Source organism: Martelella sp. FOR1707 (assembly GCF_053484265.1).
Genome location: NZ_JBAKFP010000007.1, coordinates 215,620 through 241,823, shown reverse-complemented (window position 1 = coordinate 241,823; position 26,204 = coordinate 215,620). Strand labels below are relative to the sequence as shown.

The window sequence follows — 26,204 nt, the reverse complement described above, 5'->3', positions numbered from 1 at the left end:
GGCTCGGGGCTCGGGGCTCGGGGCTCGGGGCTCGGGGCTCGGGGCTCGGGGCTCGGGGCTCGGGAAGACTTCTCTCTATTCGCCCCTGCGCCAACCATTTTCCCCGGCCTCCTGCGCGGCACTACGCTTGTGGCAACGCAGCCCGCGAAGGAGATTTTCATGTCGGATGCAACATCGAAGCTGGGCCTTCCCTTTATCCTGCCCGCCCAGGCGCAAAAACACGTTACCCATAACGAGGCGCTGCAGCGTCTCGACGCAGTCGTTCATCTCGCGCTGGCGAGCGAAGACGACGCGCCGCCGGAAACGCCCGAGCACGGCGTCTGCCATCTGGTCGGCGAAAGCCCGACCGGCCTCTTCTCCGGCCATGCCGGGGAGATCGCGATCTATCAGGATGGTCTCTGGCAGTTCGTCGCACCCGCCGCCGGCTGGACCGCCTGGTTCGGCAGCGATGCGACATGGCGCATCTTCGACGGCGCGGCTTGGGTTACGCCGCCGGTTCCCGATGAGGCATCTTTCGCGACCGTGGGCATCAACGCCACAGCGGATGCCACCAACCGTCTTTCAGTGTCCTCTCCTGCAACGCTGCTCAACAATGCCGGGGCGGGTCACCAGCTCAAGATCAACAAGGCGACCCCCGGCGACACCGCCTCGCTCTTGTTCCAGACCGGCTGGTCCGGCCGCGCCGAAATGGGTCTTGCCGGCACCGACGGCTTTGCCATCAAGGTCAGCCCGGACGGCGCAAGCTGGTTCGAGGCCCTGCGCGTTTCCCCCTCCGGCGCCGTCGTCACGCCGGAACGCCCGCTCGCGCGCGCCGCGCTTGCCTCCGGCGCCACGCTGATCGACACGCCGACCGCGCTCGGCTTCGATACGCTTTACACTGGCGAGGGCGGGTTCTCTTTCGGCGCGGCGGTTGCCGGCGGCGGCGAAAAGCTGTCCTTTCCGGTCAGCGGCTTTTACGCGGTTACCCTCAATATCTCGGCAACCGCGAGCGGCCCCTTCACCGTCACTCTGCAAAAGAACGGCTCGGAAAACGTGGTGATCGTGCGCGGCGGTGCGACTGGGGGCGGCGAGGTCACGCTCTCATCCACCGCCATTGCCTATTACGCGGCCGGCGACGATGCGCAACTTTCTTTCACCGGTGCAGCGACCTACAATCTGGGATATGGCGCCACCGAGGTGATCGCGGTTCTGACCTGATTTCGGTGAACGGCTTGAATGCGTGCCGCGATCAAGGCTATCCATTGTGGACTGGCATGTCGCGGGATGAAAACGCCGCGACATGCGCGAGACAGATACAAAGAGCGGAGCCCCTTCTGCGGGGAAGGCGTCCGCAGGAGAAAGGGCGATCATGGCGGGTATGGACTGGCGCAAGAGTTTCGATCTCAAACACCCTTCGCTGAAACCGCTCTGGGTGCGGATCCTGGCCGTGGCGCTCTCCGCCGGCTGGGCTGTGGCCGAGCTGTTCATCGGCTCGCCCTTCTGGGCGATCCCGTTCGGCGCGGCCGCCACCTACATGGCCTATGTCTTCTTCTTCTCGCCCGATCGGCACTATTTCAGCGGCAAGGACGACGCGTGAGGCGCCTCATTCGCCGCAGCTCAGCGTGTGGAAATGGTCGCCCCAGGCGGAAATCTCCACCTTGAAATACCCCTCTCCTTCGAAGCGATGGTCGCCGCCCCAGGCCAGCCTGCCGCCATCGGCCATTCCGCGCAGATAGATCACGCCGTTTTCGGTCTTGAGCGGCAGGATCGCGCTTCGCCCTCCGTCGATCTCTCCGGAAACCGTGGAGAACGGTTGATCCTTGGCTGCGGCGATCGGCCGATAGCGGGCGACGTAGCTGACCGGCTGATCGCAGCCATTATTCAACACGAACGAAATGAACGGCGCGTAGCCGGCCTCCGCCGCGCGGAAATAGCCGGGTTGAAGCGCGGTTGTGATGCGGTCTATCGCTTCCTGCTCTGCCTTGCCGATATAGCGGCCGCGCCCGGGGCCGAGATAGATCCCGACAATGCCCGAGGCCGAACGGATGGCCGCGCCTTGAGCCCCCTCCGGCAAGGCGCAGGAGAGCGGCATGAGGTCGCCGGCCCTGATGGCAAGCGCCGCGCAGCCGGCGCTCGTCATCTGTCCGCCGGTCGCGGCGTCATAGAACTGCACGCCCAGCCCCTCATCATTGCCGGCATGGCCATAGTGAAAGCCAGCCTCCGCGGTGACCTCGGAAAGGGCCGGCTGCCCGTCCGCCTCCCTCACTTCGACGATGGCAAGCTGGTCGTTCAGTGAAGCGCCCGGACCGAAGGGCGCATCGGCGGCGGGCAGATAGACGCGCTGAACGAAGCGCCGCCCGGCGGGAATATAGCCGTCATCGAGATCGATGCGGGGCATGACCTGGCGGTCATCGAACGGCGCGCCGGTTTCAGGATCGATCACACAGGCCGCCGCCGTCAGGACATGGCGGGGACCAATGACCGTGCCCGAGCAGACCACCTGATCAACGCCGCTGACGATCGCGGCGAGGCTGCGGTCCCGTCCCTCGCTGCCATCCACCGCTTCGACATGGGTGGCGGCGGCTGCAGCAGACGAAAGGAGACAGGCTGCCAGAAGCGCGTTCAGGAACAGAAATCCGCGTTGCCGCAATGTCCGCCTACTCATCAGCGCCCTCCCCGGCCGGCTGTCCGTTTCCGCCCGGCTCTGCACCCCGCCTATCTCCCGCATCGGTTGCCCTTTCCATGGCGGCCATGATCGCACCGGCCTCCCGGCGGGCCTGATCATAGGCGGCGGCATCGCCCTGCTTCAGTCCGTTCGGCAGGTTTTGCAGCCGCTCGAGCTTGCGCAGAAGCGCGATCGGCACGCCGCGACGAAAGGCCGGTTCCAGATAGCGTCGCGGGTCCTCGCGCATTGCCGCCACCTCATAGCCGAAACTACGCTTGACCCCGTCAAGCAGCCGGTTGACGGCTTCTGCGGCGGCCACGGCGCGGTTGCGCATGTTGTTTTCCGCAAGAAACGCCGTCAGCTCGTCCGCCGCCCATGCCGCTTGCACGATCTCCACCCCTTCGGGGCGAAGCTCGCCTTCCCAGACAGAACGCGCCGTTTCCGGCGACAGCCACGCATCCTTGTTGATGCCGCTCAGCCAGATGAAAGTCCGGCCCCAGCCGGGCCGCGACGGCGCGCTCTCGACCCATTCGCCGGGCACGCCGGGGCTCGCGATCTTCTGCGATAGGCCGACATAGGAGTTCTGCGCGGGCGCATAAAACCGGAACATCATCTCGACATCCGAAGGCCGGATGCGCGGCGCCTCCTCGGGCAATCGCGCCCCGGCCTCACCTGATGGCGACCAGACCTGCACATCACCCGGCCCGAATGTCGGCAGCAGATAGCGCCAGTCTTCAATTTCATAGCGAAAGCGCGCGGTCAGCACCGGCGCGCCATCCTCCAGCGCCATCTGCAGGTCCGCGTCCCACAGAAGCGCGCTTGATGAGGCCACGTCCGCCGGCAAACCGGGCGGGGTGAAGCTGGCGCTATAGGCCTGCCCCCGCGCCTCTACCAGCCTGTTGCCGTCAGCGCCCACAGCGGCCGACAGAGACAGCGCGAGCCATCCCAGGAGAAGCGACGTCAAGAACCGAGCCATAGCTCGAACCTTTCCTGCTGTTCATCGGATACGAAAAGCCGGCGCTTGCCCCCGAGCGGCTGGAGCCCGGCGCGCGCGCCGTAATAGCCGCCGGTCTCCGCGCTGTCTGTCGCAAGAGGCATATAGGACAGCGCGAACCAACCCGTCACGCAGACAAGCAGAGTGGCGATGACACTCCCGCCGAGCCATAGCAGAACCTTGCGCGGGTCCCGCTTCGGCCTTTGAGGCGCTGCCGAGGCATCCCAGACCTCGTCGTCAACATCGTCATCCCACGCAGGAACTGCGGGCGCCTTGACCGGCTGCGGCTCGGGCCGCGCGCGCTGGTGCAGGCCGGTTTCGATCTCGAGAAGGCTTTCGGGCGCGTTCAGGAAATCGCCGGCCTCGAAGGGCGGCGAAACCGCGCGGCCGCCATGGGTTGCGCGGATCCGCAACTGCCGCCCATTGGCGGTCGCCAGATCGTAGAGCGGATCGCCCTCGACGATGGCATCGCCGCGCTTGAAATAGGCTCGCTCCACCCGGACCGGATAAAATTCGTCTCCGGCAGGCGATTGCATGATGACACGCGACATCCGTTCTCCGTCCTGAACCGCCCGCCCGGCCGCGCCACGGGGGCAACCCGATGCTTCCGAAGCATCGTCCGGGACCCCGGCCATGCTTCTTGTCTGTTCCCGCGCAAGGCCTGCGCCGGCCCGCGTCTTTGATGCACGTTAATCCGCAAACCTTTACGGAATGAAACCATTTCCGGTTTGCCGTGCAAATTCAGCTAATAAAGCGGAGACTAGAACAGTGATTTGCCGCCAGCAAGTGCGGACAAAAAGCCGGCGTCAGTCCTCAAGCGGACGGGCCTCCGAGGCCAGCATGATCGGCACCCCATCGCGGATGGGATAGGCGAGCTTCGCCTTCTCCGAAACGAGCTCCTGGCGCTCGTCATCATAGGAAAGCCGTCCCTTGGTCAGCGGACAAACCAGAAGTTCGAGCATTTTGGGATCGATCCCGGCTTCCCTGGCAATCATCGCCCGTCCCTATTGCAGCCGGTCGCCGGGATCCCCGGCAAGCGCGAATTCGATAATCGCAATGAACAGCGCCGCCCGCGCCCTGAGATCGGGCGCCTCCAGCAAGGCCTGTTTTTCCGCCGGGCCAAAGGGCGCCATCATCGACAGCGAATTGACGAGGGTGAGATTGCTCGCCTGTTCGATATGGTCCCACTCGGTATCAAGCCCTTCGGAATCGAGATAGGCACGAAACGCCCGGATAAGACCTGCCCGGTCCACGCCTTCATCCTGACCCTCGGTCTTGAGATCGCCGAGGAAAGGCGCAATGGTGAAGCTGCGGAACGGGTGCGTCGTCTTCACCTCATCGATCAGCCGCACCCGGCAAATGCCGGCAAGCGCCACCAGGTAGCGCCCGTCGCCAGTCTCGGCAAACGAGGTGATCCGGCCGAGACATCCGATGTTGGAAACCGGCGTATCGTCGGTAACCGAAAGCGTCTCGTCGTGGCGGGCGGGCTGGGCCATCACGATGAGCCTATTGCCCGCGATCGCATGATCGACCATGGCGAGATAGCGCGGCTCAAAAATATTGAGCGGCAATTGCCCGTGCGGCAGCAAAAGCCCACCCGTCAGCGGAAACACCGGAGCGCTTTCCGGCAGATCCTTCGCGGTTAGATAACGGGCATTGCCAACCTGCATGGCGATCTTCCCTTAAGAGAAAAGAATGGTCGAAAGCCTGCGGCGCGCGGCGATCGTCGCCGGATCCTTCGGCCCCCAGGCCTCGAAAAACGAAATCAGCTGGCGGCGCGCGCCGTCATCGTCAAATTCGCGATCGCGGCGCATGATGATCAGAAGCTGTTCGGCAGCCTCCTCGCGCTTGCCCTCGGCATTCAGCACCTTGGCGAGCTTCATGCGCGCTTCATGATCGTCCGGGTTCTGCGCCAAGGCATGTTCAAGGGCTGCCGGATCGCCGAATTTGCGCGCCTCCTCGATCTGCTCGATCTTGGTGACGAGCGCCTTGATTGCGTCATCTTCGCGCAACTCCTCCGGCACCTGCTCCAGCACCTGGCGGGCGCGGTCGAGCTGGCCGGCGGCCACCATGCAGCGCCCGATGCCGGCAAGCGCCTTGGGGTTTTCCGGATCGGCCTGCATCACGGCGGCGAAAAGCTGGCCGGCCTCCTGCAGCTTGCCTTCCGCTAGCATCTGCTCGGCCTGGTCCAGCGCCTCTGCGATCTCGGCCTTGCGGTCCTTTTCCGACGGGCTGTTCTGGGCAAGCTTGGCGATGAACTCGTTGACCTGGCTTTCCGGCACCGCGCCCATGAAGCCATCCACCGGCTGGCCGGCGGAAAAGGCGATGACGGCGGGGATCGACTGGATGCCGAGCTGGCCGGCGATCGACGGATGCTCGTCGATATTCATCTTCACCAGCTTGACCTTGCCGCCGGCGGCATTCACCGCCTTTTCCAGCACGGGTCCAAGCTGCTTGCACGGGCCGCACCAGGGCGCCCAGAAATCCACCAGCACCGGCTGGGCTTTCGATTCCTCGATCACGTCCTTGCCGAATTCGGCTGTGGTCGTATCCTTGATCAGCCCGCCGGGCGGCGTGGCGCCATTGACGGCGCCATCGGCCGAAACATTCATCTGGCCGCCGAAGGAACCGCCATAGGGGTTGTCAAATCCGCTCATCACTCTCTCCGTATGGCCTGTAGGCCCCGTCTCTGTTGGATTTAAGATCGTGTGTCACGCCGTCACTTTCAAGACAACCGGCTCATGCCCGGTGGCCCTGATGAAGCTTAACAGATCATCGCGCCCGATCGAGGTCGTGGCGGTGTTGCGCAAGGGGTGGCAATTGATGATCTCGTTCTCCATAAGGCTTTCATCGAGAATGAAAGTGACCTGCCGCTCATCGTCATTGATGGCGCCCAGCGCCGTCACCGAGCCGGGCTCGACCCCGAGATAATCCATCAAGGCCTCCGGCTTGCCGAAAGAGACCCGCCCCGATGCCCCGATCAGCGTGTGCACCGTCTTCAGGTCGACGGTGGCATATTCCTCCACCGTCAGCAGGAAATAGCGGCTCTTCTTATCCTTCACGAACAGGTTCTTGGTGTGCCCGCCGGGAATCTTTTCGCGCAAATCATCACCTTCGGCGACGGTGAACACCGGCCGATGCTCGTGATTCTGATACGAGATGCCGAGTTCGTCGAGAAAGGCGAACACGTCGTCGGAAGTCTTGGTCATCAGGGCCGTTCCGGTTTCGAATTGACGCCTGTTTCAACACCAATCGTCGGTCAATGCAACTCTGTCGCGCCGGTTGACTCGGCAATGGCTGCGGGTCAGGCAATCCGGCATGCCCACCCGCTTCGCTGCCACGGCCGGGCGCAATTCGGGTCACCACCCGCCGCCAACGACGGCAGGCACGCAGCAATTCACCTAAAACACTGAAAAACAGAACCTTTCCGCTTCATCCAAAAAAATGCGCCATTCCCGTAATTTCTCTGTTGCATTTGAAATCCGCTTGGGCCATATACGCCTTCGTCGTCGCCGAGACGACATATCCGGCCTCAGACCTACCCCCGGCCGGGTTTTATGAGCGGGTGTAGCTCAGGGGTAGAGCACAACCTTGCCAAGGTTGGGGTCGAGGGTTCGAATCCCTTCGCCCGCTCCAGTTTTCCTAAGGAAATCAATATTTTAAGAAATCCGGCGCGGTTCTTTGCGGCTGTTGAAAAGCCGCTTTGGCGCGCCGTCTTCGGTATGAGCGCACTGGTTTGAGGCTGGTCTGGCCCGTCGACCGTTATCGGTCCTGGCTCCGTCCGGATATCGTCACCGCCTCTCGCGATAGGTGCATCCGCGCACCCTCGTCCTTACAAATTCTCCTTTCCAACATCGCCCGCATGGAAGCCTGAAAAGCTGGTTACCAGAGCGTTACACTTGCCTTAGGCAAATTTTAAAAGTGTGGCGCTAGGTTGTGAGCGTAGGTTGTGAGTTTTGTAGAGAGTACGATGACCGAGCTAGCCCGCGTTCGCGCAAAATATGTCATAGGTCCCGACGGCAGTCCGCTGACCGTTGCCGACCTGCCTCCTTCCAATACGCGGCGCTGGGTGATCCGGCGCAAGGCGGAAGTCGTGGCGGCCGTGCGCGGCGGCCTGCTGAGCCTGGAAGAGGCGTGCGAGCGATACTGCCTGACGGTGGAGGAATTCCTCTCCTGGCAGGCCTCGATCGACGATCACGGCCTTGCGGGCCTGCGCACCACGCGGATCCAGCAATACCGTAACTGAGATCTTATCCTCCCGCGCGGCACCACGCCGCGCTGCGGGCATGCCCCCCTTGAGTCTGCCTTTCTTCAATTTGTCTTTGGCCAAAACGCCAAGCAGAAGTATCGTTTATTCCTTTCGCCAAGCCGAAGGCGATGCGGCGCGAGCACCCCACGATACAGGCAATCGCCCGCGTCGCGATGTGACAACGTAACGGGTTAGCCCACATCAGATCACGCCTGCCAGACGCAAAAACCAAAGGCCGCACCGTCACGGTGTGGCCTATGCTCAGACTGCTGACAAACCCTTGCGCTCTGATCCCAAATGCATACGAGTTTAGCAACTTCTAATGATAGCCGGCGTGTCGTTCCATGATGCGCCGCTTTATTTTGGAAACCATTTTCAAAACAAATGGCTGGCTGGTCAGATAGCAAGCTTGCGGCGGCAGCGTTTCCTGTGTAGGACTATTAGAAAAGGCTGAAATAGCAGCTAAAATGCGCCTTTTCCTCAGAGTTGCGCGACGCTCCCCCGGGGGAAAGCATACCGGTCGATGCGCTGTCAGCTTCGCCTATTGTTGCCGGGAGCGGCCCGTTTCGCCGGCTTCCCAATCCTGTCTTCGGTACCGTCGTTTGGAATTCATTCAAAAGGTTTCAGGAAATACGTTATGATCGAAGCTAAGACGCTCTGGTTTGCTGTTGCGGCAACCGCTCTTGTTTCTTCCGGTTCGCTGGCACAGGAGCTTCCTGAATCCCTGCAGCCTCTCGGCGATCTCAAGGGACCGCTTAATCTGGTCATTCCCAACTATTCCAAGGATCCGTCCGCTTCGTCATGGAACGGTTTCTATCTGAAGCCGAATATCGGTTACGAGACCATGTCGTTCGACAATCCCTTCCTGAAGGATTCGGGCGGCATCACGATCGGTGTGTCGGGCGGCTATGACTTCACCTTTGATCATTTCCTGATCGGGCCGTCAGGCGAATTCAACTACAACTTCACCGATGGCAATCAGTCGAGCGTAAATGGCGGCAACAACTATAAGGCCTTTGCCGATTTTGACGGCTATGTCGGCGGCCGCACCGGCTTCATCTGGGACCGGACCCTGATCTACGCGATCGGCGGCTATGCCTTTACCAATACCCATGTGAAGAATTCCACACTTGGCATTTCGCAGACCGACTACATGTCGGGCTGGACCGGCGGCGCAGGCCTCGAATATCTCTGGAGCAACACCAACGGCCTTCGTCTAGAATATCGCCGCGTTCAGTACGATTCCAGTAATTTCAGCATTCTTCCTGCCAGCGACCAAAAGGTCAGCCCCAACATGGACAAGCTGACCATCGGCTTCGTGCGTCGCTTCTAGAGCAGTTCATATCATCCGCACGATGCTCTGATCGCGGATTTCATTCTTGCAAAAGTGTCCGGGCTGTCCAAAAAGCCACGACCACTGAAAAAGGCCGCATCATCGCGATGCGGCCTTTGGTTTTAGCACTACCCTCGGTGCAGCCGTCAGGCGCGCTTGCGGCCGGCTGCGTCGCGCTCCTCGAGGGCTGCGGCGCGTTCATAGTCCAGTTCCATCTCCGCAAGCTCGGCTTCGGCCTTGTCGCGCTGCTCGCGCAGGTCAGCCACGGAGACCGCCAGATTGTCCGCCCGCTGGCGCGCCGATTTGGCGAATGTCGAATATGCAAAATGGCCGGGGTCGGTGATCCCGGATTTCTTTTCCTCGGCGGCGATCTGCTGCATCAGTTCGCCGGACATGCGGGCGAACTCATCCATCATGAGTTGCAACTGCTGCAACTGCCGCTTCTTTTCCTTCACCTGAAACGCCTTCAGACGCAACAGACTGTTTCGTGCCTTCATACGCAAAACTCCCCGGCTGACGAACGCATAGCGGATCGGTCCCCCCTCGGTTTCTGATTCGCGCCAAAAATGATTAACGAAATCGAAATCGCGGTAACCTTTCGTTTACAGTCATGTCCGATCATAGCCGGCAGGGCTTAAGGGTCGGTAAACCGCGTCAGCGGATTCAAACAAAAACTAGCGAGTCAGATGAGTCACTTAGCGGTTTTGGTTAATCTTTTTTATCGGCTTTTGAGATGAAAAAAATTCAATGAAATCAATGTCATTCTAATGTTCATTAATATCTTCTGGCCGTCTTGCCAAAAAGAATCAGAATTTGTTAACCATTAGATGGCAGCTTCCAAATCAGGTCATCACTGAGTCCGTATCGCGTCGGGGGCGACAACAGACCTTTCACAGCGGCGGTTCAAGGGGAAAGACATGCGGGTTCTTTTAATCGAAGACGACGGCGCCACAGCACAAAGCATCGAGCTGATGCTGAAGAGCGAAAACTTCAACGTGTACACCACGGATCTGGGCGAGGAAGGCGTCGACCTCGGCAAGATCTATGACTACGACATCATCCTTCTCGATCTCAACCTGCCGGATATGTCCGGCTATGAAGTGCTCAAGGCGCTTCGGGTTTCGAAAATCGCAACGCCAATCCTCATTCTCTCGGGCATGTCCGGCACGGACGACAAGGTGCGCGGCTTCGGCTCCGGCGCCGACGACTACCTGACGAAGCCTTTCCACAAGGAAGAGCTGGTCGCCCGCATCCACGCCATCGTGCGCCGCTCCAAGGGCCACGCGCAGTCGATCATCTCCACCGGCGATCTCGCCGTCAATGTCGATGCCAAGACCGTGGAAGTCGGCGGCCAGCGGGTTCACCTGACCGGCAAGGAATACCAGATGCTGGAGCTGCTCTCGCTGCGCAAGGGCACGACGCTTACCAAGGAAATGTTCCTCAACCATCTCTATGGCGGCATGGACGAGCCGGAACTGAAGATCATCGACGTCTTCATCTGCAAGCTCCGCAAGAAGCTCGCCAACGCCGCCGGCGGCACCAATTTCATCGAAACCGTCTGGGGTCGCGGCTATGTTCTGCGCGAACAGGACCAGCAGGAAATGAAACGCGCCTGACGCGGTTCACAAGGCTGAAGAAAGCGCGGCGCCACGGCGCCGCTTTTTCGTTGAAGTCGCTTTTCCTTTGCCGTTGCCCTCAAAGGACTTCGCAAACAGAAACGAGGACGACAAAAAGCCGCGGCGGTTTCCCGTCGCGGCTTCCTCATTCTCATCCCGTCAAAGCCGGCTGATCAGTCGTCTGCGCCTTCGCGCACGGCGCGGACCGCCTTGGCGTTGGCGGTTACCTGTTTCTGCACGGCGTTCTGCACCTTTTCAAAGGCGCGGACCTCGATCTGGCGCACGCGTTCGCGCGAGATGTTGAATTCTCCGGACAGCGATTCCAGCGTTTCCGGGTCTTCGGACAGACGGCGGGCCACGAAGATGCGTTTTTCGCGGTCGTTCAGCACGTCCATCGCGGAAGACAGCATATCGCGACGGTTTTCGAGCTCGTCCTGATTGACGAGCATTTCCTCCTGGCTGTCATGCTCGTCGACGAGCCAGTCCTGCCACTGCCCGGATTCACCCTCCGTTGCGCGGATCGGAGCGTTCAGAGAGGCATCGCCGGAAAGCCTCCGGTTCATCGAAATCACTTCTTCCTCGCTGACATTCAGCTTGGTCGCGATTTCGGAGACCTGTTCGGGCTTGAGGTCGCCATCCTCGATCGCCTGGATCTTGCCCTTGAGGCGGCGCAGATTGAAGAACAGCCGCTTCTGGTTGGCGGTGGTGCCCATTTTGACGAGCGACCACGAGCGCAGGATATATTCCTGGATCGAGGCCTTGATCCACCACATCGCATAGGTCGCCAGACGGAAACCGCGCTCGGGATCGAATTTCTTGACGGCCTGCATCAGGCCGACATTGCCTTCGGACACGACTTCGCCGATCGGAAGCCCATACCCGCGATAGCCCATCGCGATCTTGGCGACGAGACGCAGATGGCTGGTGACGAGCTGATGTGCCGCGCCACGGTCGTCATGCTCCTGATACCGCTTGGCGAGCATGTATTCCTGCTGCGGCTCGAGCATGGGGAACTTGCGGATTTCTTCGAGATAACGGTTGAGACCGTTTTCTCCGGCACGGATGCTGGGAAGCGTATTGGCCATGCTTTCACCCCCTTGGTGTTGCAATCCTCTTCAAATCAGCGGCGACAGGCGGGACGAAACCCGCAATCCGACCATCGATTTTCTGGAGGGAAAACCCGATTTAAGTATGGCAGGCAGGGCTTTCAAGGGAATGAGGCCAAAAACTTTCCATTGACTGGAATGTTCTTGAGCGTGACCGAGCTCAGTCCTCGAAGGCTGCGCAAAGTGCTGCCATATCAGCGGGCAGGGGCGCTTCGAAACGCATCTCTTCGCCGGTCGTCGGGTGCTCAATTGCAAGCAGGGCGGCATGGAGCGCCTGACGGGGGAAACCACGCACCAGCGAGGCGGCGGGTTCCTCCAGCAAATTGACCTTGGTCTTGAAGCCCCCGCCATACATGTTGTCGCCGATCAGGGGGTGGCCGATATGGGCCATGTGGACGCGGATCTGGTGGGTGCGGCCCGTCTCGAGCCGGCACTCGACGAGGCTTGCCAGCGCGCTGCCATCGGGCTTTTCGCCGAAACGGCGTTCGACCGTGTAATGGGTGATGGCGAAATCGGCATCGGCGCTGTCGGCCCGTTTAACGGCGCGGCGGATGCGGTCGGGCGCGCGCCCGAGCGGTGCATCGATTGTGCCCTGCAGCGTTTTCGGCCGGCCCCAGATCAGCGCCTTGTAGGCGCGCTGCAGCGGTCCGGTGCGGCCGTGATCGGCGAACTGGGCGGCGAGCGATTGATGGGCGGCGTCGTTCTTGGCCACCACCATCACGCCGGTGGTATCCTTGTCGAGGCGGTGGACGATGCCGGGGCGCTTTACCCCGCCAATGCCCGAAAGCGTGTCGCCACAATGGAAGATCAACGCGTTGACCAGCGTCCCGGTCCAGTTGCCTGCGCCCGGATGCACCACGAGGCCCGCCTGCTTGTTGATGACGATGATGTCGCCGTCCTCGTGCAGGATGTCGAGCGGGATATCCTCGCCTTCGGGTTCGGCGTCCTCCGCCTCGGGCATGATCAGGGTAATGGCCTCGCCCGGCTTCACCTTGCGGCTCGGCTCGGTCACCGGCTTCCCGTCAATCGATACCGCGCCGGTATTGATCAGCGCCTTGACGCGGGTGCGCGAAACGCCGTCGCCCATCTCGCGCGCGATGAAAGCGTCCAGACGCTCTTTCGTGCCCTCGGGGACGAGAAAGTCTTTTCTATCGGCCTGGGTTTGTTTAAACGGGTCGTCTGTCATCTGAACTTTGCAAGTGCGGTTCGCGCTTGTTAAGCGAAACCGGCCCCCGGAGCAATGGACAATGTCGCAACACCGCATTGAAGACGAAGAAGAGGAAAAGCCGCTCGACCCGGCAGTCGAGCTGGTTCGGCGACGGATGCTGCGCCTGCAGGTCGTTTCCGCGCTGATCATGATCGTCTCGCTGATGGCGGTGTTCGGCGCGATCCTCTACAAGGTGATGAGCAGATCGGATGAAGCGCCGGTGGCCGAACGCGGCGGCGCGATCGTGCCCGCCGATGCGCCGCGGGCGTTGACGGCCAACCTGCCGCGCGGGTTCCAGATCGCCGATATCAGTTATGGCGACGGCCAGGCGCTGATCTACGGCACCAAGGAAAACGGCGAGCAGACGCTCTATCTATTTGATATCAATACCGGCCGCATGGCCGCCGATGTCGAAATTCGCTTCGACTGAGATGGCCGCTCCGGCAATTGTGATTACCGATCCAGACGATGAGCGGGTCGCGCCGTTCCGCGCGATCCGGGAGAAGGATCTTGTCGGGCGGCAGGGCCTGTTCATTGCCGAGGGCACGGTGGTGCTCCGGGTGCTGGCCGAGGCGGATGCCGCACGGTTCGAAGCCGATCGTATTCTTGTGCTGGAAAACCGGCTGGCGGGCATCGCTGGCGTGCTGGAGGCCTATCCGGCCAGCGTGCCGGTCTTCACCTGCAACGCTGCGGTGATGAACGCAATTGCCGGATTCGACATGCATCGCGGGGTTCTGGCGCTGGGCCGCATTGCCGGCCGGCCAACGACGGAGGAACTGATCGCGACGCTGCCTGATGATGCGCTGGTGGTCGTCTGCATCGGTCTTTCCAACCACGACAATGCCGGCGCGATCTTCCGCAATGCGACGGCGCTCGGCGCCGATGCGGTGTTTCTCGACGAGACCAGTTGCGATCCGCTTTATCGCAAGGCGCTGCGCGTTTCGGTTGGTTCAGTGCTAAAAATGCCGTGGGCCCGACATGGTAACGGGCCGGAGGTTCTTGCCGCGCTTGCGCGGGCGGGCTTCGATGTCATTGCCCTGTCTCCCTCCGGCGGTGAGGCTCTGCATCGCATTTCGCCGGGACGGCGGGTGGCGCTCGTGTTGGGAACGGAGGGCGAGGGGCTGCCGGGCGAGATCATGGAGGCATTCCGCACCGTGCGTATCCCGCAGGCCCCCGGGCTCGACAGCCTCAATGTCGGCAATGCGGCGGCGATCGCGCTCTATCAGCTTGCGCTTGCCAAGGGGCGGATCGGATAAATGCGCCCTTTTACTTGTTGTCGGCAAGCAGGGCGCGGGCGCGCTCGGCAAGGCTGATCCGGCGGGCGCTGCGGGCCTGGTCGCGCGAAAGCGCGGCTTCCAGCGCATCGCGCGCGCCCTCATTGCCCTCATGATAGCGGTAGGCGATCATCATCGCGGCAAGCTCGGCAAGAGCCGCGCGCAGGGCCTCGTCCTCGCGATCCGAGCCGGCGGCTTTATCCACCTGGCTGCAGATCGCGGCATAGCGCGCTTCGATGTCGGCTTTCAGGTCGCCCAATCCCGCGCTCCGCTCAGAAGGGGTTCCAGGTCGGCCGCTCGGTCAGCTTCAGATAGCCGACATTGACGCCGAGACGGGCGCCAATGCCCGAACGCACCGGAACCAGGATGACATCGCGGTATTTGTAGACCTGCATCGAAAAGCCGGCGACGATATAGGCAGAGCCGGAGACGCCGCCATAGCGGTGGTAGAGCTCGGGCACCGACGGCAGGTTATAGACCAGCATCATCACCCGGGAGCCGTCGCCGCCGTAATCGATGCCGAGCGACGGGCCCTGCCAGAACACCTTGTGGGAGCCGACATTCTTGGTGTTGAGCGTGCCTTCACCATAGGTCAGGCCGGCGATGAAGGCGCCGGAGCCTTCCGCGCCGAGAATATAGCCGTTGGGCAGTCCGTATTTCGAAAAGGCATTCTGAAGCGTCTGGGCGAGGCCCGAGCTGGCTTCGCCGAAAAAAGTGTTGCCGGCGGCGACCACCTCGTCCGGCGAGAATGTGTCGGTTTGCTGGGCCTGCTGTTGCGCTCCGGCCGGAATGGCCGCGAAGACCATCATCAAGAAAGCGAAGACAAGTGCTTTTATGGACCTTACGGCGTTTGTGGCAAACATGGCGGTTCCATTCCTGTTGCTTTTTGGTCTGGTCCGTGGACGCCGCGACTTCTCATGGCGGCAATCCGGCGGACGGCGGACTTTTGCCGGACATTGTGGGCCATACCCCTTAACAATGGATTTACCAAATGGGAGGATTTTGCCGGAAGCTGATTATCGCTTGCCATGACGCGGCGATACCAGCAAAAGACAGGGGCGGCCGCTGGCCGCCTGATCCGAAGGATGGTGGACGCGATGAAGAACCCGAACCTGACCCTGAGCGGCGCAGATCTTGCGGCCCTGCTTGCAAGCCGCATCTGCCACGATGTCGTCAATCCGATCGGGGCTGCCGGAAACGGGCTGGAGCTGCTGGACGAGGGCGGCATGGACGAGGACGCGCTGCAGCTCATCCGCCAGAGCACGCTTTCGGCCACCATCCATCTGAAATTCGCCCGCATCGCCTTCGGCGCCTCCGGCACGCTGGATACGCCGCTTGATACCGGCGAGGCGGAGACGGCGGCGCGCGACCTGATCGGGCTTGGCAAACGGGTGACGCTCAACTGGAACGGCCCGCGCATCAACGCGCCGAAGAACCGGGTCAAGCTGCTTTTGAACCTGTTCCTGGTTGCCCTCTCCACCATCCCGCGCGGCGGCACCATCGATGTCGGTCTCGATGCCGCGGGCGATATTTTCGCCTTCATCATCCGCACCCGCGGCAATTATGTGCAGATGCCGGCCGATTTCGCCCGCATCTATGGCGGGGTCATGGACGACCCGATCACCTCGCACAACGTACAGCCCTATTACACCGCGCTGCTGGCGGAGGAGTCCGGCATGGCCATCGAATTCGTGGTCAATGAGGGCGAGGTCGTGTTCGAGGCCAAGCCCGCGGCCTGATCGCAGAAACCCGCTTTCTTTTGCGGTGCAGCAGACCCTATCCCATTTTTGCCAAGCTTTGCGGCTAACATTGCGGCATTGAATCGCTTGCAGGTCGGCTCCCGGGAAACAATTTCCCGCCCGGGCCGTTTCTGTGAAGCCTGAAATGCAATTTCCCGTCAGTTTCTGAGGGAGAGCCCAGCCGTGAGATATCCGCAATTTCCCCCGGCCTCGCCGGCGGTCTTGAACGTATTTGCGCGCAAGCCCGGCCGATCGCCGGTCGTCATCCCGTCGTTGAATGAACCGGTTGTTCGCAGCCGCACAAGGCATAAAACCCGCGCCGGAGGCATGCCCTCCGCTCTCCAGACGAGTGTTGCCGACCGTGTCTGATCGAAACGTGCGAAACAGGAACGCCGCCAAGCTGGGCATGGGCACGCTTGCGGGCGTCGGGCTGGCGCTTGCCGGGTGCGCCTCCCAGCAATTGCAGCAGACCGCCCAGCAGATCGACCTGATGGAGCAGGAGCTCAGCGCGCAACCGCCCGAACCGCCCGCCGATGGCGCCGTGCTGGGACCTTCTGAACTTCTGGCGAGCGCGGAAGGCGGCGGCAAGGATTTCATGCGCGCCCGCATCAGCCGCGCGCGGGCCATGCTCGAGCTCGACAAGGTCAAATCCGCGCGCCTGCCGCGCATCAGCGCCGAAGCGCGCCAGATCGCAACCTATACCGGCGATGATCTTGGCGATGTCACGGGTACCTCGAATATCGTGCTCGGCGTGAACTGGGATATTTCAAAGGCCTTGCTCCGCCTCGACCAGCCATCGGTCGAGGTCGCAGGCCGGCTGATCCCGGTGCAATACCAGATCGCCCAGCGCACCGCGACGTCCAACCTTCTCAACACCTACAACGAATATACGACCCTCGATTTCAGGCATAAAAACGCCGTGCTGAAGGAAAAGGGGCTTGCCTGCCGGGCCGTCGATGTCGAGGCGGAGGTCGCGGACGAAGAGGCCACGCAACGAGAGTTGAAGGCGCTCAAGGCGCAGGTCGCCGCCGCCCGCCACGAAGCCGACGCCGTGTCGCGCCTGCTTAACTCGAAACGGGACGAATTGCTGGGTCTTGCGGGCCTTGCCGAGGGCGGCTATCGCGTGGCTCCGGAGCGTTCCGTACTGTCTCCGCTTTCCGGCTTCGAGGCCGTGAAGAGCGACGATGCGGAGGCCTGTTTCGCAAGTTCCGGCAAGAAGCGCCTGGAGGATCTGCTCGTTGAAGCCTCGGCCGCGCAGCTCGACCTTGCCCGGCAATCGCGTTTCACCAAGCTGAAAACCTCGATCCCCAGTTTCATGACCCAGACCGGCGGCCTGAACCTCCAGTTTCTGGTCTCCTATGTCCTGCCGCTGATCGATGAAGGCGATGCGTTGCGCATGACGCAGAACGCCCGGCTGACGCTCATGGAGACGATCCTGACCGCGCGCGACAACCGCCGCGACTTCATGAACGACTTCAACGCCCTGAAACTTGGCATCGCCGCCGCCGAAAGCGATCTCGCCGCAGCAAACGCTTCGCTGGTGCGGGCGGAAAACCAGTTGCAGAATGCCGATGAAGCGGCGCGGTGCGGAGAAACTGTCGATGTCGAGAAGGCGAAAACCGCCGTCGCGGCCGCAAAATTCAAGATCGACATGCTCAAGAGCCGCCTATTGCTGCTCTGCGCCCCGCTGAGCGAGAAGACCAGCGATGATACGGGCACGGCGCCGCGTTCCTAAATGCCCAATCCAGTCGAGAACAAGCCATATGCAAATGAGAACGCCCTCATGCATCATCGCGTGAGGGCGTTACGTGACGGCGATGTCGACGCGCTTCCTCAGCGCTCCGGGACCGGAGCGCCGAGGCACATCAGCGCGAGAGGCGCGAGGGGTGGCGCCAGCGCGAGAACACTGGCCGTGGCTTCATCATTGAAACCACCAACCAGAACGCTTCCGAGCCCCTCCGCCACCGCCATGAGCTGGATATTTTGCGCCGCCGCGCCCGCCTCCAGAAAGATGTAGCGCTCGCCGCGCGCGCCATAGGGGTGCTGTTCAACGAATGCCCGCACCGGCGTCAGCATGTCAGCGCATATGGCAATAATGCACGCCGCATTCGCAATCCATTCCGGATGACCAATCGCCGCCTCGCACAGAGCCGGCCGCAAATCGGCATGATTGATGTTCCTCAGGTCCAGCCCGCCCGGCTCAGCGGCATACAATCCGCTCTCAAGGCCGTCGACCCTGCTTGCCATGACAAACAGGCGGAGTGGGTAGAGCGCGTGGGCTGAAGGAACGGTCTTTCCGTCATCCTCTCCCGACTTGCCCTGGCCCGCCCACAGGATTTTTTCCAGCGAGCTAAGCGGTATCGCATGCTTTGCGAACGCGCGGACAGAGCGACGCCGGGTGAGCGCGTGAGCAAGCGTTATATCCATCTGTCCAGCCCTCGCTTCACCTCGGCAGGCGTGCAGGCATTATCGCAAAGCCTTCAATTGTCGCCGATATCGCCCAGCGCCTGCCATTCCTGGACGGCGCGGTCGAAGATCGCCATGCCGGTCGTGCCCTTCTCCAGCGTCAGCAGCGCGCGGCGGCCGTTGCGGTAGGTGATCGGGATGTCGATCCAGTTGCGCTCGGCGAGCAGCGCCAGGTTCTGGCCGCGCGCCTGATCGAAATCATTGAGCGCAAGCATATAGAGATCGTCGGTGATCTTGGCCGAGACCGCGATCAGCGGATCGCCGCGGGCGGCTTCGGTGTTCTTCAGCGATATCCGCTGGACATTGTCGACCGCACCGCCCTGGAAATTATCGCCAAGCGTGAACGCAATATCGATGAGATGGCTTGCCGGCAGCGAGGAATCGTCGTTGCGGCGGAAGGTGATCACACCGGAAAGCCCGGCATCGGGCACGTTCATCACGCCCTCGATCACCGGTTCGGACACCGCCGTGCCGGTGTTCTCCTGCTTCAGCTCCCAGGTCACCGTGCCCTGATAGGCCGACGGGACCGACTGGCCAAGCTGCTCCTCGTAAAGGAACATCTTCTGCGCGGAGCCGACCGGCGGCGCGGGCGCGGCCGCTTCCTGCGTGGAACCGGAAGTCGCCGGCGCGCCCGATGTCTGGTTGGCGACGGTGCGGGCCGGTCCGGCGGTAGCTCCGGCGGCGGGAAGGCCCTCCTCGACTTCGGTACCGTCCGGCAGCAGCCGCTGGGTGAACTGCTTTTCGCCTGCCGCCTCGCCCTCGTCCGCAGCGTCATCGGCCGGCGCCTGGGCGGTTTCAGCCTCCGGTTCTGTCGCCGGCGGCGTCTCGGGCTCTGCCGGCGTTTCGGCAGCCTGCTCCTGTCCCGGGTCGACCAGCGCCGTCACCGCGTCGCGGCTCTGCCAGGCGAAATAGCCGCCGACAGCGACCGCCGCCAGAATGACGACGGCGGCAACCGCAATCACAATACGTTTCGCCCCGCCGCGTCCTCCACGCTCGGTGTCATCGCCATCGCGACCGTAACCGGAAGACCGCTCGTCATCGTCGTAACCCGGCTCTTCCGGCTCAAGCCCCAGAAGACTGTCCACATGGGCCCAGTCCTTCTCGGAAACAGGTCGTCCGCCCGCAGGCGCGGCCGGTTCGGTTGGCACGGCGGCGGGCGCCGCCTCGTAGCGCCAATCGTCAGCGGCGCGGTGTTCGTCCTCATCCGGCTCGACCACCACCGATCCGGCATCGCTTTCCTCTTCTTCCTCCGGTGTGTCGAAGGAATAGGACTCCTCGGGATCGGGCGCGCGCTCGTAGACGACCCTGTCGGGCCGGTTGACCGCCTCGAAGGTGGCGCCTTGCAGGAAGCCTGTGGCTTGGCGCGGCTGCGCAGGTTCTGGTTCCAGCTCCGGCTCCGGCTCGGGCTCGGGCTCGAAATGATGCTCCGGTTCCGGCGCAACCTCGTCTACCGGCGGCTCTTCATACGGCTCTTCGTCGCGATAAGGCTCTTCCACCGGCGGTTCCGGCGCGACATCGTCCTCGACCGGGGCTTCTTCGGTAAACCCGTCCTCGACAATCTCTTCATCGGGCGGCAGGGCCACGGCGAAATCGCTCTCGACTTCGGCGATCGCGGCATCGATCTTGTCGATCTGCCGCTTGATCATCGCTTCCGGCGGCGGGGGGTTCATGTTTTCCATCTGCCGGATGACAGCAGAGCGCGCCTTTTCATAGACGCGGGCGCGCAATTCCGGAGATTGCTCCGGAAGGCCTTCGACCGCGCGCCGAATGACTGCTGTGAAATCCGCCATGAATCACCCCTATTGTGCGGGACAGTGCCGCGACAATACTACGATTTTTTCTTAATCTTCAAATGGATCGGTCACGAGAATGGTATCATCGCGCTCAGGACTTGTGGATAGAAGCGCAACGGGAGCCCCGATCAGCTCCTCAACCTGGCGTACATACTTGATCGCCTGGGCCGGCAGGTCCGCCCATTTGCGCGCGCCGACGGTCGATTCCTTCCAGCCTTCCAGCGTGACATAGACCGGCTTGACGCGCGCCTGCGCGCCCTGGCTTGCCGGCAACGCCTCGATCCGCTCGCCATCCAGCTCATAGGCAACGCAGATCTTCAGCTCGTCCAGCCCGTCCAGCACATCGAGCTTGGTCAGTGCAATGCCGGTGATGCCGTTGGTGGCGACGGCCTGGCGCACCAGCACGGCATCGAACCAGCCGCAGCGGCGCTTGCGCCCGGTGACCGTGCCGAATTCATGGCCGCGCTCGCCGAGGAAATTGCCGACCTCGTCATTAAGTTCCGTCGGGAACGGCCCCTCGCCGACGCGGGTGGTATAGGCCTTGGTAATGCCGAGAATATAGCCGAGCGAGCCCGGCCCCATGCCGGAACCGGCCGCCGCCTGCCCCGCCACCGTGTTCGACGAGGTGACGAAGGGATAGGTGCCGTGGTCGATATCAAGCAGCGTGCCCTGCGCGCCCTCGAACAGGATGCGCTGGCCGGCGCGGCGCTTCTTGTCGAGCAGCAGCCACACGGTTTCGCGGTAAGGCAGAATCTGATCGGCGACCGAGGTCAACTCCTCCATGATCGTCTCGTGAGCGATCTCCGGCGCGCCAAAGCCGCGGCGCAGCGCGTTGTGATGCGTCAGGAGGCGATCGACCTTGGCCGGCAGGCTCTCCAGATTGGCAAGGTCCATCAGCCGGATCGCGCGGCGGCCGACCTTGTCCTCATAGGCCGGACCGATGCCGCGCCTTGTGGTGCCGATCTTGGTGCCGGAATTGGAGGCGGCGTCCTCGCGCATGCCGTCAAGCTCGCGGTGGAGCGAGAGGATCAGCGTCGCGTTATCGGCGATCCGGAGATTTTCAGGCGTGATCTTCACCCCTTGCGCTTCCAGACGGTCGATCTCGGCGATCAGCGCATGCGGGTCGACGACGACGCCGTTGCCGATGACGGCAAGCTTGCCTTCGCGTACGACGCCGGAGGGCAGCAGCGACAGTTTGTAGCTCACGCCGTCGATTACCAGCGTGTGGCCGGCATTGTGACCGCCCTGATAGCGCACCACGATATCGGCGCGCTCGGAAAGCCAGTCAACGATCTTGCCCTTGCCCTCGTCGCCCCATTGCGAGCCGACCACTACAACATTTGTCATATCACCTACCTGGAAGTCCTAAGTCACGGTTAAGCCGCAGCATCTATAACCATCTCGCTGTCATATTGCGATCCCCCACGCCCGCAAGCGCAAAATTTTCTCGTGACAGCCCCATGGCAGACGGACTATTGCGTCCTTACCCTCGAATGGATTGGCGAATGACATGAAATCAGGCGCAAACGCCAGCGAATGGCAGGCCTATCTGCTTCTCACCATCACGGCATTTCTTTGGGGCGGAAACATGACCGCGGGCAAGCTGGCCGTGGGGCACGTTTCCCCCATGGTTCTCAATTCCCTGCGCTGGACCCTGGCCGCCATCGTTCTCGGGCTGTTTTCGCTGCCGCAGTTGCGCAGGGAGTGGCCGGTGGTCAGGCGCAACTGGCCGGCGGTCCTCGCCTTCGGCGCGGTCGGCTACACCGCCTACAACGCCTTTCTCTATTCCGGGCTCCAGCTCACCTCGGCGATCAACGTGTCGATGATCCAGGCAAGCCTGCCCTTTTGCATCCTCGCCATCAATTTCGCGCTGTTTCGCACCCGCTCGACCGTGCTGCAGATGACCGGCTTCATGCTGACGCTGGCGGGCGTTGCGACCGTTGTCTCCCAGGGTGAGATGCGCAAGCTGCTGCATCTCGACCTCAATCTCGGCGATCTGCTGGCGCTTGCCGCAGCGCTCAGCTATTCCGGCTACACCGTTGCGCTGCGCTGGAAGCCGCCGCTCGACTGGCGGGTGATGGTGGTATCGTTCTGCTGCGGCGCGGTGATCGCCTCAATACCGCTGGTGGCGGCCGAAATCGCCGTAGGTTCCGCGATCTTCCCGCATGACGCCATCGGTTTCGGCGTGGTGCTCTATGCCGGGCTATTTCCATCGCTCATTTCCCAGGTCTTCTTTATCCGCGGCGTCGATGTGATCGGCCCCAACCGCGCCGGCATCTTCATCAACCTGATCCCGGTGTTCGGCACGATCATCGCCGTGCTGGTGCTGAACGAGCAGCTTGCGGGATTCCACGCGATCGCCCTTGTGCTCGTGGTCGGCGGGATTGCGCTTGCCCAGTGGGGCAAACCGAAGCCGGCCTGAGACCGCGCGCAAAAAGAGAGCGGACGGGACGCAAAACGATGCTTTTGCCGATCACGCCCTTTGCCTAAACCTGTCTGAGACGCCGCTGCGAAAAGCGGCGGGGAACATCAGACAGGTGAGACATGGCCAAGCGCTTTTACTGGAATGAACTGACGAGCCCGGATTTTGCCGCGCTTGATGCCGAAAAGACGATCGCGATCCTGCCGATCGCCTCCACCGAGCAGCACGGCCCCCACCTGCCGGTCGCGACCGATGTCGCGATCGCACGCGGCATGCTGGACACGCTTCAGGACATGATCCCCGACGATCTCGACGTTCTGGTGCTGCCGGTTCAGGAAATCGGCAAGGCCAACGAACATGTCTACGGCCCCGGCACGCTATCCTTCGGCGCCGATATCCTGATCCCCGCCTGGACCGCGATCGGCGAGAAGGTGGCCGAGGCCGGCCTCAGAAAGATGATCATCGTCAACAGTCATGGCGGCAATCTCGACATCATGCACATCGTCGCGCGCGAAATGCGGGTGCGTTTCAATATGGCGGTGGTTTCCACCCAATGGGGCCGCTTCGGCCACCCCGAGGGCATGATCAGCGACGAGGAGCGCACCTACGGAATCCATGCCGGCGAGGTCGAAACTTCGCTGATGCTGCATTTCCGGCCCGAGCTGGTGAAGATGGAGCATGCGGAAAACTTCGCCTCGCTCGCCAAATGGCAGAAGGAAAACACCCGCCACCTGCAACCGATCCCGCCCAATTCGCTCGCCTGGATCGCCCACGACCTCAACCCCAAGGGCGCCGTCGGCAACGCCGCCGCTGGCACCGCCGAAAAGGGCGAGGCGATCGCCCGGCATCAGGCGGCGGGTTTCATCGAGCTGATCGAGGATTTGCGGGATTATCCGCTGGAGAAGCTTTATACCCCGGGGTGAGAAGAATGCGCCGATGCTTTGAGATTCAGAATGGTGATGTCGAAGCTGTCGCCACAAGTTCTGCTTTCCGTCGACAAAAGACCTCTCAACCACAATCTCCCCCCTTGAGGGGGAGATGTCGCGAAAGCGACAGAGAGGGGTAAAGGGCGCAAGCCCTAAAGGCCGCAGACTCCGTGCTCTCGGATAGGGTTCACCCCTCTCTGCCCCTGTCGGGGCATCTGCCCCTCAAGGGGGGAGATTAGTGGCTGCAACGCCTCGATCCCACACTACTACTCAGCTGACACTGGCCCGCAGCCAGAAAACTACACCGTCTCCGGCAAATGCCGGCGCTCCTGCAGTGTTGCGATCATCGCGGCCAGTTCGCTGAGTAGGTAATCCACAAACAGGCTGGTGGCGGCGTCGAGGGGCGTGCGGGCGCGGGCGAAGAGCTTCATCGGCTGGTGGCGCACATGCGGGTCGGCGACCGGGCGGAAGACCAGTTCGCCCTTGGCGCAATCGTCATAGACATCGAGCGGATTGAGGAAGGTCAGGCCGGTGCCGCGCTTGACCAGTTGCTTCAGCATTTCCGACGCGTTGGTCTCGACCACCGGTTCGACCGGCAGCGGCAGCGGTGACAGCATGAGATTGATGACATTGCGCAGGCTGGTGCCGCTTTGCGCCAGCACCAGCGGCTCCTGCACCACATCGGAGACGTTGACGCGCTCCTGCTCTGTAAGCGGATGCCCCGGCGGCAGCACCGCACCGATCGGCACATCGAAGGTGGCGACGGTGCGGATGCCCGGTGTGGGCGGAATGTTGAAGCCGAGGCCGAGATCGACATCGCCGGTGACTACCGAAGCAATGGTGGTATCGCCGATATCGGAACGCAGATGAATGCGGATGCGCGGATTCTTCTCCACGAAACGGGCGATGATCTCCGGCAGCGGCCCGGCCGCAAGCCCGACGGTGGTGACCAACGTGACCTTGCCGGCCTGCGGCATCTTCAGCGCCCGGATGCGCGCCTCCAGCCGGTCATAGCTTTTCAGCACCTCGCGAACATGCTCGACGCACATCTCGCCGGCCGCCGTCAACCGCAATCCACGCGGCAACCGCTCGAACAGCGGCGCGCCCAGCTCCTCCTCCAGCGCCAGGATCTGCCGGTTGACCGCCGACGATGCGACATTCAACCTCTGGGCGGCCTTCCGGATCGATCCGCAACGCGCGATTTCATCGATATATTGCAGTTTGCGGGAGTGCAGCATCGGGGTAAACTCGGCTCAGGTGACCATTTTTTACGCAGTGCGACTACAATTATATCATTCCCGAGCCTTGTGCAAAAAAGGCATCGATGCGCACGAAAATTGATACTTCTCAAACAGCGGTTAAGCCGCTCAAATACCAATCATAAGCTTCAGCAAAACGCGAAGGGGAACGAGAAATGTCACTTCAATCCAGCATGACCGGGCTTGCGGCCTTTGCCGGCCTGACGCTTGCCGCGACAGCGCCCGCGCTGGCGCTCGACGAGGTCTCCTACGGCACCAACTGGCTGGCCCAGGCCGAGCATGGCGGCTTCTACCAGGCCGTTGCCGACGGCACCTACGAGAAATACGGGCTCGACGTCACCATCGTGCAGGGCGGACCGCAGGCGGCCAACCGCGCGCTGCTGATCGCCGGCAAGGTCGATTTTTACATGGGCTCGCCGCAGGGCGAATTCGACGCCGTGGTCGAGAATATTCCGCTGATCGACGTCGCCGCGATCTTCCAGAAGGACCCGCAGATCCTGATGGCGCATCCCGATCAGGGCATCGAGGAATTCGGCGATCTCGCCAAACTGCCGACGATCTTCATGGGCAAGGATGGGTTCCTGTCCTATTTCCAGTGGATGAAGGCTAATTTCGACGGCTTCGACGATGCTCAGTACAAGCCCTACACCTTCAACCCGGCCCCGTTCATCGCCGATCCGCAATCCGCCCAGCAGGGCTATCTGACGTCGGAACCCTATTCGGTGGAAAAGGAAGCCGGCTGGACGCCGAAGGTGTTCCTGCTCGCCGACAGCGGCTACTCGCCCTATTCGACGATGATCACCGCCCAGCAGAAGATGGTCGATGAGAACCCCGACCTCGTGCAGCGCTTCGTCGATGCCTCGATCGAGGGCTGGTACAATTATCTCTACGGCGACAACACGGCCGCCAACGAGCTGATCAAGACAGACAATCCGGAAATGACGGATGAGCAGATCGCCTATTCGATCGAGAAGATGAAGGAATACGGCATCGTCGTCTCCGGCGAGGCCGAGGAAGGCGGCATCGGCTGCATGACCGACGAACACTTCAAGACCTTCTTCGACGACATGGTCGATATCGGCCTTTATGAGTCCGACCTCGACTATACCAAGGCCTATACGACGCAGTTCGTCTGCAAGGGCGTCGGCAAGGACCTGATGAAGTAATCCCTTCGCA

28 protein-coding genes and 1 tRNA gene are annotated in these 26,204 nt (G+C 62.0%); 13 read left to right on the top strand and 16 right to left on the bottom strand.

Going from position 1 to position 26,204, the window contains the following annotated elements; all coding sequences use genetic code 11:
• The first annotated feature begins 159 nt into the window (after positions 1–159).
• Positions 160–1,197 carry a DUF2793 domain-containing protein gene (locus V6765_RS19680; protein WP_448431922.1) on the top strand — a complete coding sequence of 346 codons (1,038 nt, stop codon included), beginning with the start codon at positions 160–162 and terminating at the stop codon, positions 1,195–1,197.
• Between the two features lie 151 nt (positions 1,198–1,348).
• Positions 1,349–1,576 carry a DUF3329 domain-containing protein gene (locus V6765_RS19675; RefSeq protein WP_448431920.1) on the top strand — a complete coding sequence of 76 codons (228 nt, stop codon included), beginning with the start codon at positions 1,349–1,351 and terminating at the stop codon, positions 1,574–1,576.
• A 6-nt stretch (positions 1,577–1,582) separates the two neighbouring features.
• On the opposite strand, the gene V6765_RS19670 is transcribed toward V6765_RS19675, so the two are convergent.
• From V6765_RS19670 to V6765_RS19640, 7 genes are all read right to left on the bottom strand, one after another.
• The gene (locus tag V6765_RS19670) at positions 1,583–2,644 is read right to left on the bottom strand and encodes a hypothetical protein (RefSeq protein ID WP_448431918.1); all 1,062 of its coding nucleotides are present in this window, start codon (positions 2,642–2,644) and stop codon (positions 1,583–1,585) included.
• Positions 2,637–3,620, bottom strand: coding sequence for a hypothetical protein (locus V6765_RS19665; protein WP_448431916.1), 984 nt, complete (start codon positions 3,618–3,620; stop codon positions 2,637–2,639). Before V6765_RS19665 ends, V6765_RS19670 begins: the two co-directional genes overlap by 8 nt.
• Positions 3,605–4,189 carry a hypothetical protein gene (locus V6765_RS19660; RefSeq protein WP_448431914.1) on the bottom strand — a complete coding sequence of 195 codons (585 nt, stop codon included), beginning with the start codon at positions 4,187–4,189 and terminating at the stop codon, positions 3,605–3,607. The genes V6765_RS19665 and V6765_RS19660 overlap by 16 nt, the downstream gene beginning before the upstream one ends.
• A gap of 255 nt (positions 4,190–4,444) precedes the next feature.
• On the bottom strand, positions 4,445–4,633 hold the full coding sequence (locus V6765_RS19655) for a Trm112 family protein (protein WP_018065065.1): 189 nt from the start codon (positions 4,631–4,633) through the stop codon (positions 4,445–4,447).
• A gap of 9 nt (positions 4,634–4,642) precedes the next feature.
• Positions 4,643–5,308, bottom strand: coding sequence for an LON peptidase substrate-binding domain-containing protein (locus tag V6765_RS19650; RefSeq protein ID WP_448431912.1), 666 nt, complete (start codon positions 5,306–5,308; stop codon positions 4,643–4,645).
• Between the two features lie 12 nt (positions 5,309–5,320).
• Positions 5,321–6,295 carry a thioredoxin gene (trxA, locus tag V6765_RS19645; RefSeq protein ID WP_448431910.1) on the bottom strand — a complete coding sequence of 325 codons (975 nt, stop codon included), beginning with the start codon at positions 6,293–6,295 and terminating at the stop codon, positions 5,321–5,323.
• Positions 6,296–6,349: 54 nt separating this feature from the next.
• Positions 6,350–6,847: a prolyl-tRNA synthetase associated domain-containing protein gene (locus V6765_RS19640; RefSeq protein WP_448431908.1), complete on the bottom strand. Its 498-nt coding sequence runs from the start codon at positions 6,845–6,847 to the stop codon at positions 6,350–6,352.
• A gap of 352 nt (positions 6,848–7,199) precedes the next feature.
• Between V6765_RS19640 and V6765_RS19635 the strand changes: the two genes are divergently transcribed.
• The 3 genes from V6765_RS19635 (at position 7,200) to V6765_RS19625 (ending at position 9,220) form a co-directional block, all read left to right on the top strand.
• Positions 7,200–7,274: transfer RNA gene (locus V6765_RS19635), tRNA-Gly, on the top strand.
• Positions 7,275–7,608: 334 nt separating this feature from the next.
• Complete coding sequence (sciP, locus tag V6765_RS19630; RefSeq protein ID WP_018065061.1) at positions 7,609–7,884, top strand: CtrA inhibitor SciP; 276 nt, start codon at positions 7,609–7,611, stop codon at positions 7,882–7,884.
• 640 nt (positions 7,885–8,524) lie between these two features.
• Positions 8,525–9,220: an outer membrane protein gene (locus V6765_RS19625; protein WP_448431906.1), complete on the top strand. Its 696-nt coding sequence runs from the start codon at positions 8,525–8,527 to the stop codon at positions 9,218–9,220.
• Positions 9,221–9,366: 146 nt separating this feature from the next.
• Here V6765_RS19625 and V6765_RS19620 read toward each other — a convergent pair whose 3' ends face one another.
• Complete coding sequence (locus tag V6765_RS19620; protein WP_026173521.1) at positions 9,367–9,717, bottom strand: flagellar export protein FliJ; 351 nt, start codon at positions 9,715–9,717, stop codon at positions 9,367–9,369.
• A gap of 420 nt (positions 9,718–10,137) precedes the next feature.
• On the opposite strand from V6765_RS19620, the gene ctrA reads away from it, so the two are divergent.
• The gene (gene ctrA / locus V6765_RS19615) at positions 10,138–10,836 is read left to right on the top strand and encodes a response regulator transcription factor CtrA (protein WP_018065059.1); all 699 of its coding nucleotides are present in this window, start codon (positions 10,138–10,140) and stop codon (positions 10,834–10,836) included.
• 173 nt (positions 10,837–11,009) lie between these two features.
• Here ctrA and rpoH read toward each other — a convergent pair whose 3' ends face one another.
• A complete protein-coding gene (gene rpoH / locus V6765_RS19610; protein WP_448431903.1) occupies positions 11,010–11,921 on the bottom strand; it encodes an RNA polymerase sigma factor RpoH in 912 nt (303 codons plus the stop codon).
• A gap of 181 nt (positions 11,922–12,102) precedes the next feature.
• On the bottom strand, positions 12,103–13,128 hold the full coding sequence (locus V6765_RS19605; protein WP_448431901.1) for an RluA family pseudouridine synthase: 1,026 nt from the start codon (positions 13,126–13,128) through the stop codon (positions 12,103–12,105).
• A 61-nt stretch (positions 13,129–13,189) separates the two neighbouring features.
• Here V6765_RS19605 and V6765_RS19600 point away from each other — a divergent pair, with 61 nt between their 5' ends.
• A complete protein-coding gene (locus tag V6765_RS19600; protein WP_448431899.1) occupies positions 13,190–13,579 on the top strand; it encodes a hypothetical protein in 390 nt (129 codons plus the stop codon).
• Position 13,580: 1 nt separating this feature from the next.
• On the top strand, positions 13,581–14,405 hold the full coding sequence (locus tag V6765_RS19595; RefSeq protein ID WP_448432025.1) for a TrmH family RNA methyltransferase: 825 nt from the start codon (positions 13,581–13,583) through the stop codon (positions 14,403–14,405).
• Positions 14,406–14,415: 10 nt separating this feature from the next.
• Here the strand turns inward: V6765_RS19595 and V6765_RS19590 are convergent, their stop codons facing one another.
• Both V6765_RS19590 and V6765_RS19585 read right to left on the bottom strand, forming a co-directional pair.
• Complete coding sequence (locus V6765_RS19590) at positions 14,416–14,682, bottom strand: hypothetical protein (protein ID WP_448431897.1); 267 nt, start codon at positions 14,680–14,682, stop codon at positions 14,416–14,418.
• A 13-nt stretch (positions 14,683–14,695) separates the two neighbouring features.
• A complete protein-coding gene (locus tag V6765_RS19585; RefSeq protein WP_448431895.1) occupies positions 14,696–15,286 on the bottom strand; it encodes a DUF1134 domain-containing protein in 591 nt (196 codons plus the stop codon).
• Between the two features lie 234 nt (positions 15,287–15,520).
• On the opposite strand from V6765_RS19585, the gene chpT reads away from it, so the two are divergent.
• Positions 15,521–16,162, top strand: a complete 642-nt coding sequence (gene chpT / locus V6765_RS19580) for a histidine phosphotransferase ChpT (RefSeq protein WP_448431893.1) — start codon at positions 15,521–15,523, stop codon at positions 16,160–16,162.
• Positions 16,163–16,523: 361 nt separating this feature from the next.
• A complete protein-coding gene (locus V6765_RS19575) occupies positions 16,524–17,897 on the top strand; it encodes a hypothetical protein (RefSeq protein WP_448431891.1) in 1,374 nt (457 codons plus the stop codon).
• Between the two features lie 98 nt (positions 17,898–17,995).
• Here V6765_RS19575 and V6765_RS19570 read toward each other — a convergent pair whose 3' ends face one another.
• The 3 genes from V6765_RS19570 to V6765_RS19560 are packed head-to-tail and all read right to left on the bottom strand — an operon-like array spanning position 17,996 to position 21,768.
• On the bottom strand, positions 17,996–18,589 hold the full coding sequence (locus V6765_RS19570; protein ID WP_448431889.1) for a SagB/ThcOx family dehydrogenase: 594 nt from the start codon (positions 18,587–18,589) through the stop codon (positions 17,996–17,998).
• 53 nt (positions 18,590–18,642) lie between these two features.
• Positions 18,643–20,418: a hypothetical protein gene (locus tag V6765_RS19565; RefSeq protein ID WP_448431887.1), complete on the bottom strand. Its 1,776-nt coding sequence runs from the start codon at positions 20,416–20,418 to the stop codon at positions 18,643–18,645.
• A gap of 51 nt (positions 20,419–20,469) precedes the next feature.
• Complete coding sequence (locus tag V6765_RS19560) at positions 20,470–21,768, bottom strand: adenylosuccinate synthase (protein ID WP_448431885.1); 1,299 nt, start codon at positions 21,766–21,768, stop codon at positions 20,470–20,472.
• Between the two features lie 163 nt (positions 21,769–21,931).
• Between V6765_RS19560 and V6765_RS19555 the strand changes: the two genes are divergently transcribed.
• On the top strand, positions 21,932–22,843 hold the full coding sequence (locus V6765_RS19555; RefSeq protein ID WP_448431883.1) for a DMT family transporter: 912 nt from the start codon (positions 21,932–21,934) through the stop codon (positions 22,841–22,843).
• A gap of 122 nt (positions 22,844–22,965) precedes the next feature.
• Entirely contained in the window at positions 22,966–23,766 is an 801-nt protein-coding gene (locus tag V6765_RS19550; protein ID WP_448431881.1) for a creatininase family protein, read from the top strand.
• Positions 23,767–24,068: 302 nt separating this feature from the next.
• On the opposite strand, the gene V6765_RS19545 is transcribed toward V6765_RS19550, so the two are convergent.
• Positions 24,069–25,007, bottom strand: coding sequence for a LysR family transcriptional regulator (locus V6765_RS19545; protein ID WP_448431879.1), 939 nt, complete (start codon positions 25,005–25,007; stop codon positions 24,069–24,071).
• 176 nt (positions 25,008–25,183) lie between these two features.
• On the opposite strand from V6765_RS19545, the gene V6765_RS19540 reads away from it, so the two are divergent.
• Complete coding sequence (locus tag V6765_RS19540) at positions 25,184–26,194, top strand: ABC transporter substrate-binding protein (RefSeq protein WP_448431877.1); 1,011 nt, start codon at positions 25,184–25,186, stop codon at positions 26,192–26,194.
• Positions 26,195–26,204 lie beyond the last annotated feature (10 nt).